This window comes from Allobosea psychrotolerans, assembly GCF_002917105.1.
In the GTDB taxonomy this organism is placed as follows: Bacteria; Pseudomonadota; Alphaproteobacteria; order Rhizobiales; family Beijerinckiaceae; genus Allobosea; species Allobosea psychrotolerans.
Genome location: NZ_PQFZ01000002.1, coordinates 474,171 through 487,282, shown reverse-complemented (window position 1 = coordinate 487,282; position 13,112 = coordinate 474,171). Strand labels below are relative to the sequence as shown.

Genomic DNA, 13,112 nt, shown 5'->3' with positions numbered 1-13,112 from the left:
GTCACAGCTCCACGATCAGGTTGCCGATGGCATCGATCCTGACATGCTGGCCCGGGCCGACGACGGTGGTGGAGCTCATCTCCTCGATCACGGCCGGACCTTCGAGCCGTGCGCCCGCGCCCAGACTGACGCGGTCATGGATCGGCGTATCGACCCAGCCATCGGCGAAATGGACAAGGCGATGGTCGCGCGCGAGCGGGGCTGCGGCCTGCGTGCCGGGTGGTTTCGTCCCGGGACGGTCGATCGCGCCGACGACCTTGAGCCGGCAATTCACCACCTCGATCGCGAGACCCTCGACATCATAGCCATATTCGCGGCGGTGCGCCTCGCGGAACCCGGCAACGAACTCGGCGAAGGCGACGCTGGATGCCTCCTTGTCGAGGCGGACCTGGACCTCATGGTTCTGGCCCTTGTAGCGGGCCTCGACCACGCGCAAAAAGCTGCGACGCCCGGGCTCTACGGCCTCCTTGTCGAGCCAGGCGAGACCGCGCTCCTGCATGCCGTCGAACTGCGCGACGATGCGCGGCCAGCTCGCGTCATTGGCGATGATGATCTCGCTCTTGACGAAATCGAGGCTGAGATCGGACATCAGGATGCCGCGCGCGCACATCGTGCCCGGCTCCTGCGGCACCAGAACGCGCTTCAGGTCGCACTCCTCGGCCACCGCGACCGCATGGAGCGGCCCGGCTCCGCCATAGGGAAAGAGCGCGAAATTCGCGAGGTCGTGGCCCTTCTCGGTCGAGACGGCCCGGATCGCCCGGCTCATATTGGCGACCGCGATACGGATGATGCCGAGCGCCGCCTCCTCGACCGTGAGGCCCAGCGGCCTGGCGATGCGCTCCTCGACGGCCCGGCGAGCCGCCCCCTCATCGACCTTCATCCGGCCGCCGAGCAGCGTCACTGGATTGAGCCGGTGCAGGATGATGTTGGCGTCGGTCAGGGTCGGCTCGGTGCCGCCGCGGCCATAGGCGACGGGGCCTGGATCGGCGCCGGCGCTGTGGGGGCCGACCTTGAGCGCGCCGGCGTCGTCGATCCAGGCGATCGAGCCGCCGCCCGCGCCGATGACATGGATGTCGACCATCGGTGTGCGCACCGGGTGGTCGGCGACCATGCGGCTGGCGGCGAAGGCTGGGGCGCCCGCCAGGACAAGGGAAACGTCGGTCGAGGTGCCGCCGACATCGAAGGTGATGAGATCGGGAAAGCCCGCCTCCTTGCCGACCTCGGCTGCACCGACGACGCCTGCCGCCGGTCCCGACAAGCAGGTGCGCACCGGATAGGCGCGAACCGTCTCGACCGACATCAGCCCGCCATTGGAATGGATCGTATAGGGCTGTGCCGCGATGCCCAGATTCGTCAATCGGCCGAGGAACCGGTTGAGATAGCGGTCCATTTTCGGGCCGACATAGCTGTTGATCGCCGTGGTCGAGAAGCGCTCATATTCGCGGAACTCGGGCAGCACCTCCGAGGAGGTCGAGACATAAAGATCGGGCGCGACCTCGCGCACTATCTCGGCGGCGCGCCGCTCATGTGCGCCGCGGAGATAGCTGTGCAGGAAGCAGATCGCGATCGCCTCGACGCGAGCCGCAAGCAGCGCCGCGGCAGCGCTGCGGATTGCAGCCTCGTCGAGCTCAGTCAGCGTGTTGCCCTCGACATCGATCCGGCCGGCGACCTCGATGCGGCGCTGGCGCGGCACCAGCGGCTCGGGCTTGCCGACTGAGTAGTCGAACAGATGCGGCCTGACCTGGCGGCCGATCTCGAGCACGTCGCGGAAGCCCTTGGTGGTGATCAGCCCGGTGCGCACGCCGCGCCGCTCGATCACCATATTGGTCGCGACCGTGGTGCCATGGCCGACGAAGCCGATGTCATGGGCTGCGATGCCGAGCTCGGCGATCAGCGCCGACAGCCCGCTCTCGATCGCCTCGGACGGGTCGGATGGAGTCGAGGCGACCTTGAAGTGGCGTATCGCGCCGCTGGCTCCATCGTGAATGGTGAAATCGGTGAAGGTGCCGCCAACGTCAAAACCAACCCTGTACATGAGATCGTCGGTTCCCTGCTGGCGGACGGCTGCTGCATTCCCTTTCCTTATGGCTCCGATATTGGATCCCTAAGCACTTAAGGGCAGTGTTTGCACGTCGGTGCTACGGTTGCATCTCCCGTCGCATGCGCTCAAATAGAATTCCCGTCACCTCGTATGCGAAAAGCTGATAGCCCTGCCATGCCTCGCCAGTTGAGCCATCGCGGCCTGCAGGCCTTCCGCGTGATGATGCTGACCGGCAGCGTCTCTGCGACAGCGGCGACGATGAACCTGTCGCAGCCGGCCGTCAGCCGCCTTCTCAAGGAGCTGGAGCTCGATACGGGCCTGCGCCTGTTCGACCGGACCAAGGGCAGGCTCGTGCCCACCGCCGAGGCCGGACTGCTGCTCGACGAAGTGCAGCGTTCCTTCGTCGGGCTCGACCGGATCTCCTCGGCGGTGGCAGAAATCCGGAAAGGACGGCGCGGCACGCTGTCGATGTCCTCGCTGCCTATCCTGGCGAGTTCCCTGCTGCCGAAGATGGTCGGGGAATTCTTGCGGCGAGCGCCGGGCGTCGCGGTGCGGCTCGACTCGGCAGGGTCGCAGACGGTGACCCAGCAGGTCATGACCGGCCAATACGATATCGGCTTCATCAGCATCTCGGTGCCGCTCGCCAATCTGCAGACCGTGCGGCGTTATTCGCTGCCTTGTCGCTGCATCCTGCCGCCCGGTCATCGACTGGCGGGGAGGGAGGTTCTCGGCCCTGCCGATCTGGAGGGCGAAAGCCTGGTCAGCGCCTCGCGGCGCACGCTGATGGACACACAGGTCCAGGCGCTGCTCGACCGGCATGGCGTCTCGCCTGCGATGCCGGTCGAGACGCCGCTGCTGCCGCTGGCCTCGCTGCTTGTGCTCGAAGGCGCCGGCGTCGCGATCGTCGATGCGATCACGGCCGCGCATCATGAGCGGCTTGGCGGCATCTCCCGCCGCTTCGAGCCGCTGGTCAGGCTCGAACTCGGCATGGTGCGCCGGCTCGATGCGCCCGTGACGCGCGCCGAGGCTCTGTTCATGGAGATCTGCGACGGGCAGATGGCGCGCTATGTCGATCAGGAGACGGATGCGCTGACGGTGTAAAGCCGCGGCTGCGCGTCTAGCGGCATCAGAGCGTGGGCTTCCTGGCAGTCAGATTCGCGGCGAGGCCGGTCATCGTTTCCGGCTTGATGAGTCCGAGCGCTCCGGCGACATGCCACCAGCCATGGTCGGCCTGGCGCACAATGGTGCATTCCGCGCTGACGCCCACATGTTGCCCTTTGAAGGAATGCCCGACGGCGATATGAGCGACCTCGTCGGGCAAGCTGACGGTCAGGCAGACATACATGCCGAAGACGGAGTGCCGGAAGGTCGGAAAGCCGCTATCGGCCGGAGCGGCGGCCCAGCAACAACCGACACCAGGTCCAGCTGGGACCGAGTTGCTGCTGCGCATCGTCGATGGCGACCCCCACGTGGCCGCCGAGCTCAGGAGCTGGGCACGCGAGGTCCATCCAGTGTCCACGACACGCCGCACGGCCGGCGAGCTGCGAGTTCGGGCGCGGGAGATCGCCGAGGCACGCGAGCGGGCGGACGCCAAACGTCGCGAGGCGGAGCGGCGCCGGCAGGCCGAAGAGGCCGAAAGGACGCGGCGTACGCGGATCAACGCCCCCAGGCAGCGCGGCGCCGATGCCTGGCGGGAGATCAATCAAGAAATCGAGCGCCGCAACGCCTCGGGCTATGACCGGGCGGCAGGTCTGCTCTTCGACCTTCAGGTGCTGGCCAGGGAGGCGGGAGAGCAGGACGAATTCAACCGCCGCCTAGCCTCGATCCGGACAACGCACGAGAGAAAGCCGAAATTCATCGAGCGCTTGAGCAGAATCGGACGCGGCAATGACGCGGAAACGGCCTGATCGGCAGGACCGACGACGGAGCCTCCAGTCGATGGAGACGTGCCGGTGTTCGCCCTTGTGGCGGCCGAGCGCGCGGCAGGCTATTCGGCGATTAGCTGTCAGATTGCCTAGGGTCCGGGATCATTCGGCTGTCAGATAGGTTAAACATTATAGCGATTATGCTATAATGACCCTGATAAGTTCCGCCCGCGCGGGTTGGCTCACACGATCTTGGGCGCTCCATGACAAGGGCAGTCGAGACCCTGGGCCTGACCTATCCCGTCAATGCAGCGGGATGATCGTCTCGACCAGGCCATGGCCTTCGATCGCGACCTGGCGGCGGCGCAGTGGCGTGCCGTAGAGGGCGCTCAGATTGCTCTCGCTCATCACCGCGTCGACAGGGCCCTGACGCTGATCCTCCGGCCCCATCAGCAGCAGGGCTTCGTCGGCGACCTCAAGTGCGTGGGTCGGCAGATGCGTGCTGAACAGGATCGCGTGCTCGCCGGCGGCGCGCAGGTCGCGTAGCACGGCGACGAGGCGGCTTTGATTGGCGAGATCGAGCGCCGAGGCCGGCTCGTCGAGCACCAGGACGGGCGATTGCGTCGCCAAGGCGCGCGCCAGCAGCACGAGCTGGCGCTCGCCGCCCGAGAGCCGGTCGAGCCGCTGCTCGGTGAAAGCCTCGGCGCCGATGCGCGCCAGCGCTGCGCGGGCGATGTCGTAGTCGGCACGGCGCGGCGTTCCGAACAGACCGAGCGACCGGGCGCGCGCCATCACCACGACATCGAGCGCGCGATAGGGCAGGGGCGCGATCACCTGCGGCACATAGGCGACGAGCGGCGGCGCCGTGCGGGTGCCCTCATCGAGCTTGTCGAGCCCCGTGACGGCCTTGATCAGCGTGGTCTTGCCGCGCCCGTTGGGGCCAAGCACGGCAACGCAGCGCCCCGGCGCCAGCGATAGATCGAGCCCGCGGAAGATCCAGCGCTCGCCACGGCGGATGCCTGCGCCTTTCAACGCGATCATGCCGTCAGCTCCCGGCGCTGACGCTGGCGCAGCAGCAGTGCAAAGACCGGAGCACCGACGATCGCGGTCAGAACGCCGAGCGGGATCTCGGCGGCCACTGCCGTGCGGGCGATGGTGTCGACCAGCACCAGATAGGATGCACCGAGCAGGGCCGAGGCCGGGATCAGCAGGCGATGATCCTCGCCGGCGATCATGCGCGCGGCATGCGGCACCACGAGCCCGACCCAGCCGATGACACCGGCGAAGGCGACGACGGTCGCTTCCATCAACGCCACAGCCAGGAAGACGAGCCAACGGTCGCGCTCGACCGGCAGGCCGAGTGCGCGCGCATCGTCCTCGCCGAGCGAGAGCACGTTGATGCGGAAGCGCAGGCCGAGCACGAGCATGAGGGCCAGCGCAAGCACGGGAGCGGCGGCTGCGAGCTGGCGCCAGCTCGCGGTGGCGAAGCTGCCCATCAGCCAGAACACGATCGCCGGCAATGAGCTGTCGGGCTCGGCGACGAATTGCGTCAGGCTGACCAGTGCGCTGAACAGCGCCGCGACGATGACGCCGGTCAGCACGACGGTGACCGTGCCCGCGCGGCCATCGACGCGGGCGATGGCGCCGACCAGCAGCAAGGCGGCGGAACCAGCGAGAAAAGCCGAGCCGATCAGGAGCCAGCCGGACAGGCCGAGCAGGATCGCGACCGCGCCGCCGAAAGAGGCGCCGGAGGAGACGCCGAGGATATGCGGCGAGACCAGCGGGTTGCGCAGCACGCCCTGCATAGCGGCGCCGGCGGCTGCAAGTGCGGCGCCGCAGATGGCGGCGAGCAGGACGCGCGGCAGCCTGACCAGAAGCACGATGCGCTCCTGCAAGTCGCTCCAGCTCGGGTCGACGGGAACGATGCGGGACAGGACGATGCCGAGCACGGTGCCGGGCGAAAGCGAAAGCCGACCGGCGCAGAGGGCGGCGACCATGACCAGGCCGAGCCCGACCGCCAGGGCGACCATGACAAGGGTCGCGCCACGGTCATGCGACATTGATCCGCCCGCTGCGATGGTCATGGCCGGGCGAAGCGCGAATAGGCCCGGGATGAGCCGTTCACATCGAGCCGCAGGACCTGGTCGAGATCATTCTCCGAGGCCGCGAACCCATAGAGATCGCGCAGTCCCTCGCGCAATTCGTGGCGCAGATCGATGGCCGGGCCGGTCTCGTGCAAAAGGGCCGCCAGCCAGAGCCAGAGGAAGGGGTTCTCCTGTGTCGGCGGCTCCCAGCGATAAGCGCCGGTCGGGATCTTGTAGACGCGCCTGTCCTTTGCCGCGCGTGTGCCCGACAGGATCGGATCGTCGAGAACGGTCTGCGGCGTCAGGTCAGGGACGGCGCTGTTGAGCAGGATGACGTCGGGGTCCCAGATCATCATCTGCTCGGCTGAAGCCGTCTTGGAGCCTGTCAGCCCATCGGCCGCATTGCGCCCGCCCGCGAGCGAGATCGCGTACCCCATGATGCTCTCCTCGCCCGTGGCGACGAAGCGCCCGGCCGAGCGGGAGAGGAAGAGGATGCGCGGCGCCTTTGCGCGAAGTTCCGGCGTCCGTAAGGGCGCGAGCCGCTCCGCCACCGCCTTGCGCCAGCCGATGATGGCTTCTGCGCGCGCATCGGCGCCGATCGCGGCGCCCAGCATCGCGATGTTGCGGCGGCTGATCTCCTCGTCGCCATAGATCACCAAGGCGGTGGTCAGGCCGGCATTGATCAGCGGGCCGATGATGTCGGCGCCGCGTTCGCCCCGTTGCAGCACGAGGTCCGGCCCGGTTGCCGCGATGGCCTCGACATTCGGCATGAAGGCCGTCGCGCCCGGCATGACGAAGTTGGTCTCGACCTGGGCGATCCCGGGGAAGATGCGCGCAAGCAGGCTCTCGCGCGCGATCGCGCGCACGATCGGATGCATGCCGAGCAGCCGCGCGGGCGAACGATCCAGCGCCATGAGGGTCGGCGCGGCCGGGATCGGCAGCGCGATGATGCGCGACGCGGGGGCGCTCAGCGAGATCGATCGGCCGGCAAGATCCTCGAAGGCGATGGGCTGGGCCTTGGCCAGCCCCGCCACCAATCCGGCGAGCAGCGCCCCGACGACGAGCCTGCGCATCAGAAGCCGAGCCGCGCCGTCAACAGGGCCTGGAAAGGCTCGCCGACCGCGACATTGAGATTATTGACCGCAGAGGGGTAGTAGACCTTGTCGAACAGGTTCTTGACGTTGAGCTGCAGGTCGAGCGGGTGGCCGTTGAGCCTGGTCTCGTAGGACACGAAGAGATCGGCGACCGTGTATTCCGGCAGGTAGAACGAGTTTGCCGCGTCGCCCGGGCGACGGCCGACATAACGCGCGCCGGCGCCGGCGCGCAGCCGCCCCGGCCCGAGCTGGCCGAAATCATAGGTCAGGAACAGGGCGCCGCTGTTGCGCGCCACGTTCGGCAGGCTGGAGCCCGGCGCCAGGGTCGGATCATCCGAGACCTTAAGGTCCGTATAGGCGTAGTTGGCGGCAATCGAGAGCTGCTCGGTCAGATTGCCGGCGAGCTCGAACTCGGCGCCGCGCGAGCGCACCCGCCCGGCGGTGCGGGCGATCGTCGTGCCTCCCACCGTCTCGGTGTAGAGCACGTTGCGCTTGTCGATGTCGAAGATCGCCGCCGTGGCGGTCAGGCCGAAGGGCAGCTCCGCCTTGGCGCCGACTTCATAGGACTTGCCCTCCTCGGGGGGCAATGCGCCGATCGCCTGCGAGATCGAGGAGTTCGGCTTGAAGGATTCGGTGTAGCTCGCATAGACCGAGACCGCCGGGGTGAGCTTGTAAAGGATGCCGGCGCGCGGGATCACCTTGTTGCCGCTGATGTCGGTATTGACCGAGAACGGCCGGCCGCGCCCGGCATATTGATCGAAGGCCTGGATGCGCGCGCCGCCGACGAGGCTGAGCTGATCGGTCAGCCACAGCGTGTCCTGGATATAGGCCGAGGCCGTCTCCAGGCGCTCGGTCTGGTCGCTGTCCGAGGCGACGACGTTTCGGCTCGCGGCCAGCCGTCCGTGTACCGGGCGGTAGATGTTGAACCCGGTCGCGTTGGCGCTGCGGATCAGGTCGGTGCGAATGACCTTGCTGTAGTCGTAAGAGGCGCCGATCAGGAATTCATTGGTGAAGCCGAACAGCTTCTCGCGCCCGGTCAGGTCGACGCGCAGGGCGTGGACGTCGAGATTGGAGTCCTGGGTCGCGTCGGCGCGGCGGGTCACGGCACCAGTCGCGGAATTATAGGCGATCACGCGCGCCTGATTGTCGTTGTACCAGTTGTGGCTGTAGGCGTAATGCGCCTTCAGCGACCAGTTCGCGTTGAAGCGGTGGTCGAACTCGATTCCGGCGAGCTGGTTCTCGCCCTCGGTGACGTTGTAGCGCTCGTCGAAACGGTGCCGCGACGAGACGCGCACCGCCCGCCCCGTAGCGGGATCGAAGATCGTGCCGCGGTCGAACGGCACCTTGTACTGCGAATATTGCGCATAGACGCGGATCGTCGTGTCGGGCCCGAAATAGGTCAGCGAGGGCGCCAGCATGCGCGTGCGGTTCATGCCGTATTCACGCCAATAGTCGCTGGTCTGCACATCGCCGATCAGGCGGTAGGCGAAGCCGCTCTGGCCGATCGGGCCGGTCATGTCGATGGTCGTGCCGCCGCCATTCTTGCCGCCGCCGAAGCTGCTCATCCGCGTCTCGATGGTGTTGCGTGCGGTCAGCTCCGGCTTCTTGGTGACGATGTTCACCATGCCGCCGGGGTCGACGATGCCGAAGAGCAGCGTCGCGGGACCTTTCAGCACTTCGACGCGCTCGGCCGTGGCGTCGAAAGCGCGCGGTGCGGCGACACGCAGACCATCGCGCATGATCGAGCCGTCGCGATTGTCGCCGAAGCCGCGCTTGGCGAAGGCGTCCTGCGTGCCGCCAAGCGTATTGGCCTGGACGACGCCGGCGACATTGGCGAGCGCGTCGTCGAGGCTGCGCGCCGCCTGATCGCGCAGCACCTGCGGCGACACCACCGTCACGGATTGCGGGATATCGACGAGCGGCTTCTCCGCGCCACCCGCGACCGAGGAACGCAGCGGCTGGTAGCCGCGTGTCGCGCTCTCGCCCTGGACCCTGATCTCGTCGAGCACGACAGTATCGGCCGGGGCTTGCGTCTGTGCGCCGGCCGCCAGGGGCCAGGCGCAGGCAAGCGAGGTCATCGCAAGGAGGGGGCGGCGCAGGCTGGTCATCGTAACACTCGCAGCAGAGTTTCTGGCGCGGGCGCCAGCTCAAGCCGCGTGTTAGTCGCAGTGGATGTGCGGTGCAATATTGAGTTGTTAGATTATAATTATACTAATTTGACGTATTGCGACTTTCTGGCAGAATTATACTCTATAAACCAGTATTCCCCGGACCCAGTTCTCTCAGTCGCTCAGCCGATGCCGGGGCCGCCGGTGGGCTAATCGCCAGCCGACTCCTCGGCCATCGCCTTGTCGAGAATCTTGACGGTTTCCTCCAGGCTTTCCCTCACGCCCAGCATGAAGTCCTTGCGAAACCCGATGATCGTGTCAGGCGGTTCGCCCTTGAAGGTGTAGACGACGCTGACCTGCGCGGGATTGACGTAGACGGGCTTTCCGTCTGCGGGCGATGTGAACTTGCAGAGCTTTGGCATCGACTTCTCCCCGGCGCGATTCGGCGGAGGCAGCTATACGACAGGCAGTCATTCCAAAGAAAATGTTAGGACGGCGCCCGCAGCAGGCGCTCCGAAGACCGCTAGGCAATCTTGAGTGGACCGACGGTCGCGTTGCTCGTCATGACAGCCGCCGATCGCGCATATCGAGGATGCGCTCACAGATCAGCAAATGATCGGCGAGCAGTTGCTGGAGGGGGCCTATCGGCCGGAAGGCGCGCATGTCCTGGTCTTCCTCCCCCGCCTCGATCCAGTTCGCGATCACCTCATCGGCAACCGCGATCTGATTCTCGGACGGAGCGCCGTCGGGCTGCTCGCCCGCCTCTTCAGCGATCCGCAGAGCGATCTTTCGCCGGAGCTCCTGCTCGAGGGCCAGGAGCGGCTCGAGTTCGTCGGTGTATGCCATTACGCCGTCATCCTAACCTCAACGCCCTGCCGGCTGATATCCCATACAGCCGTTCGAAGGCATCGGTGACCATCTCGCCGGAACTAGGTAATCTGGGGAATCCTAACATGCGGTGGCATTCCATCGTGCCTGCGAACGTCTGTTGCGGGGCCAAGCCGGGCGGCAAGCACCCCAGGAGGTGAAGGTCAGTTTACTGCCAGCGGCCCAAGTTTCGGTTGTGACGCATTCCGGCCGGGTAGGAGAGGGCGGTCCTGGCTCGTGGCGAAGAAACAGGCGGTGGGCAGAGACTGAAATGTCCAGAATCCGCTGCGCGGCTCCGCCTTCTCTAGAATCTATCTAAATCATTGTTGTTGTGAGAGAATTCTGCATTGTCTAAGCGATGCGGGTTCTCCTCGCGCCAAGTGCGCGAGATCGTTGTCCAGCCGCATCGGTGAGCGTAGCGGGGCCAGCGCGATCTCGCTCACCGTTTCGATCAGGTTCAGTCGATGAAGCCGTTGTTCAAGACCGCCTCCAGCCTTGCCGAGACCGCCTTTTCGGGGCGGGCAGGGTCCTGGCCGGCCTCCGCCGCCGAGGAGGCCCTGTTTGCTCTCGATGCGGTCTCCTTCTCGATTCCCGGGCGAGTGCTTCTGGAGCCGCTGACGCTTAACCTGCCGGCCCGGCGCGTGGTCGGGCTGGTCGGCCATAACGGCTCGGGCAAATCGACTTTGGTCAAGATCCTTGCCCGCCAGCAGCCGGCGAGCGGCGGCACGGTCCGCTTCGAAGGCAAGGCGCTTGGCGACTGGGGCGACAGGCCCTTCGCCCGCAAGGTCGCCTATCTGCCGCAGCAGACGCCGCCGGCCTCCGGCATGCTGGTCAGGGAACTGGTCGCGCTCGGTCGCTATCCCTGGCATGGCGCGCTCGGGCGCTTCGGGGCCGTCGATCGCGAGAAGGTCGCTGAGGCGATGGCGCTGACCGATGTCGAGCTTTTTGCCGACCGTCTCGTCGATACGCTGTCAGGCGGTGAGCGCCAGCGCGTCTGGATCGCCATGCTGGTCGCGCAGGATGCGGAGTGCCTGCTGCTCGACGAGCCGATCTCGGCGCTCGACGTCTCCCATCAGGTCGAGGTGCTCTCACTGGTGCATCGCCTGTCCAGCGAGCGCGGCCTCGGCGTCGTCATCGTGTTGCACGACGTCAACATGGCCGCGCGCTTCTGCGACGAGATCATCGCCCTGCATTCGGGAAGGCTGATTGCGCGCGGCGCGCCCGACGACATCCTCACGCCTGGACAACTCGAGGCCATCTACGGCGTGGGGATGGGCGTGATGCCTCATCCCGACACGGCACGTCCGCTCGCCTTCGTCCGCTGAACTCAACCCGACGCCCATATTCAAGAGCCAGACCATGTCCCGCGAACGCCGCCGCCTTCCGCTTCTCCTTTTTGTCGGCCTCGCCGCTATCGCGATCTGCGTTTCCCTGCCCCGTTGGGCATCCGCGCAGGATGCTCCCGCCGGCGACGTCCCGGAGGAAGCCCCCGCGGCCAAGCCCGAGGCCGCCAGGCGAGTTGCGCCGCCGAAGCCCGCTCCCAAGCCGGTCGCGGTCAGGCCGCCCGCGCGTCCGCCACAGGCAGCAACGCAGGCCCAGGCTCAACCCCAAGTGCCTTCCGTGAGCCAGCCCGCGTCCGGGCCGGCGACACTTCCCAATGGCGCCAGCGCCATCAATGAGAGCTATGGCGACTGGACGGTCGATTGCCGCGTCACCGAGGGGCAGAAACTCTGCGTGCTCGCCCAGTCGCAGGGCAATAGTCAGAACAATCAGCGCCTCTTCGCGATCGAGCTTCGTACGCCGCGGGACGGCCGTGCCGACGGCACGATCCTGATGCCGTTCGGATTGAAGCTCGAAAACGGCGCGATCCTGCGGCTCGACGACAAGGATCTCGGTCAGGGCCTGCGCTTCTCGACCTGCATTCCCGCAGGCTGCCTGCTTCCGGTGTCGTTTCCGACGGTCGCCACCGAGGCGATGAAGACCGGCAAGACCTTGACCGCCGCCGCGCTGAACCTCTCCAGCGGCGACCCTGTCGCCTTCAACATCTCGCTCAATGGTTTTGCAGCGGCGCTCGCCCGCATCGGACAGCTCGGCGGCTAGCCGCACCGAGCGTTCGGATTTTAGAGCCTTCGATCGACCTCAGAAGTCCCGAAACAGAGCCCCCAACAGCTTTTCGACGAAAGCTGCCTTGCAGCGGCTCGGGTCGAAGACGGCTGTCAGGGTCGCCCCCTTCGAGATGATGTCGGGAAACGGCGCGGCGAGCCGGCCTTGCTCGATGAGGTCGGCCAGCACCAGGGGCGGAGCGATGATGCAGCCCTGTCCCGCCATGGCCGCCTGCGCCGCAATGTAAAAATGCGGCGTGGACCGGATGGTCGCCGGTTTTCCGATTCCCGCGATTGCGAGCCAGCTTTCGAGTTCGCCGCCGCGAGTGTCGGCGACGAAGACGGTTTCGGCCTCGAGACCGGCAGGCCCGGTTCGCCGCAGCGCCTCCGCCCGATCAGGCGGAGCGAGCAGGGTCAACCGCTCGATACCGATCTCACGATATTGCCAGCCTTCGGGTTTCCAGGCGTTGCGCAGGATGCCGATATCGAATTGTGCGTGCTGCCAGTCATCCGTGGTGTGGAGTGGCGAGACGCGTATGGCGCGTCCTCCCGCCGCCACTTCCACATCCACCAATCGCGGCATGATCCAGTGAACCGAGAGCGTGGTATTGGCGGCCAGCGTCAGGACGCGCCGCTGCCCGTTCCGCGATGCGGCTTCCCAGCCGTCGCGGATCTGCAGCAGGCCTGCTCCGATGGCCTGTGCGAGCTCGGTGGCGAGCGGCGTCGGACGGAGGCGGTGCCCTTTCTCGAAGAGGGGCTCGTCGATCACCTCCTGCAATTGCCCGAGCTGCTTGCTGATGGCGCCCGGTGTCACACAGAGTTCATCTGCCGCTGCCACGATGTTGCCGGTGCGCACTACGGCCTCCAGGGTCGCAAGGGCGCGCAGTGAAGGTAAATGCGACATCGAATGTGACCTTAACTCAAATTCGGCTGAACATAAATCGCTTACAT

The 13,112-nt window shown here is 66.5% G+C and carries 13 protein-coding genes; 4 read left to right on the top strand and 9 right to left on the bottom strand.

Features of this window, described 5'->3' with window-relative positions:
• Position 1 precedes the first annotated feature (1 nt).
• Positions 2-2,035 carry a hydantoinase/oxoprolinase family protein gene (locus CYD53_RS05335; RefSeq protein ID WP_103717046.1) on the bottom strand — a complete coding sequence of 678 codons (2,034 nt, stop codon included), beginning with the start codon at positions 2,033-2,035 and terminating at the stop codon, positions 2-4.
• A 180-nt stretch (positions 2,036-2,215) separates the two neighbouring features.
• Between CYD53_RS05335 and CYD53_RS05330 the strand changes: the two genes are divergently transcribed.
• Positions 2,216-3,142, top strand: a complete 927-nt coding sequence (locus tag CYD53_RS05330) for a LysR substrate-binding domain-containing protein (RefSeq protein WP_181011721.1) — start codon at positions 2,216-2,218, stop codon at positions 3,140-3,142.
• A gap of 25 nt (positions 3,143-3,167) precedes the next feature.
• On the opposite strand, the gene CYD53_RS05325 is transcribed toward CYD53_RS05330, so the two are convergent.
• On the bottom strand, positions 3,168-3,491 hold the full coding sequence (locus CYD53_RS05325; RefSeq protein ID WP_146055817.1) for a hypothetical protein: 324 nt from the start codon (positions 3,489-3,491) through the stop codon (positions 3,168-3,170).
• Here CYD53_RS05325 and CYD53_RS05320 point away from each other — a divergent pair.
• Entirely contained in the window at positions 3,478-3,948 is a 471-nt protein-coding gene (locus CYD53_RS05320) for a hypothetical protein (protein WP_103717043.1), read from the top strand. The two genes, CYD53_RS05325 and CYD53_RS05320, sit on opposite strands and share 14 nt — an antisense overlap.
• A gap of 261 nt (positions 3,949-4,209) precedes the next feature.
• Here the strand turns inward: CYD53_RS05320 and CYD53_RS05315 are convergent, their stop codons facing one another.
• From CYD53_RS05315 to CYD53_RS05290, 6 genes are all read right to left on the bottom strand, one after another.
• Positions 4,210-4,947, bottom strand: a complete 738-nt coding sequence (locus tag CYD53_RS05315) for an ABC transporter ATP-binding protein (protein ID WP_103717042.1) — start codon at positions 4,945-4,947, stop codon at positions 4,210-4,212.
• The gene (locus tag CYD53_RS05310) at positions 4,944-5,966 is read right to left on the bottom strand and encodes a FecCD family ABC transporter permease (protein WP_245928091.1); all 1,023 of its coding nucleotides are present in this window, start codon (positions 5,964-5,966) and stop codon (positions 4,944-4,946) included. Before CYD53_RS05310 ends, CYD53_RS05315 begins: the two co-directional genes overlap by 4 nt.
• 20 nt (positions 5,967-5,986) lie before the next feature.
• Positions 5,987-7,063, bottom strand: coding sequence for an ABC transporter substrate-binding protein (locus CYD53_RS05305; protein WP_103717040.1), 1,077 nt, complete (start codon positions 7,061-7,063; stop codon positions 5,987-5,989).
• Positions 7,063-9,192, bottom strand: a complete 2,130-nt coding sequence (locus CYD53_RS05300) for a TonB-dependent siderophore receptor (RefSeq protein ID WP_210202286.1) — start codon at positions 9,190-9,192, stop codon at positions 7,063-7,065. Before CYD53_RS05300 ends, CYD53_RS05305 begins: the two co-directional genes overlap by 1 nt.
• A gap of 209 nt (positions 9,193-9,401) precedes the next feature.
• Positions 9,402-9,614 (bottom strand): hypothetical protein, encoded by a 213-nt coding sequence (locus tag CYD53_RS05295; RefSeq protein WP_103717038.1) that lies wholly within the window; start codon positions 9,612-9,614, stop codon positions 9,402-9,404.
• A gap of 139 nt (positions 9,615-9,753) precedes the next feature.
• Positions 9,754-10,038 (bottom strand): hypothetical protein, encoded by a 285-nt coding sequence (locus CYD53_RS05290; protein WP_103717037.1) that lies wholly within the window; start codon positions 10,036-10,038, stop codon positions 9,754-9,756.
• A gap of 485 nt (positions 10,039-10,523) precedes the next feature.
• Between CYD53_RS05290 and CYD53_RS05285 the strand changes: the two genes are divergently transcribed.
• Both CYD53_RS05285 and CYD53_RS30650 read left to right on the top strand, forming a co-directional pair.
• A complete protein-coding gene (locus CYD53_RS05285) occupies positions 10,524-11,384 on the top strand; it encodes an ATP-binding cassette domain-containing protein (RefSeq protein WP_103717036.1) in 861 nt (286 codons plus the stop codon).
• 295 nt (positions 11,385-11,679) lie between these two features.
• Positions 11,680-12,159 (top strand): invasion associated locus B family protein, encoded by a 480-nt coding sequence (locus CYD53_RS30650; RefSeq protein ID WP_245928090.1) that lies wholly within the window; start codon positions 11,680-11,682, stop codon positions 12,157-12,159.
• Positions 12,160-12,198: 39 nt separating this feature from the next.
• Here the strand turns inward: CYD53_RS30650 and CYD53_RS05275 are convergent, their stop codons facing one another.
• Entirely contained in the window at positions 12,199-13,065 is an 867-nt protein-coding gene (locus CYD53_RS05275; RefSeq protein WP_103717034.1) for a LysR family transcriptional regulator, read from the bottom strand.
• Between the last annotated feature and the right edge of the window lie 47 nt (positions 13,066-13,112).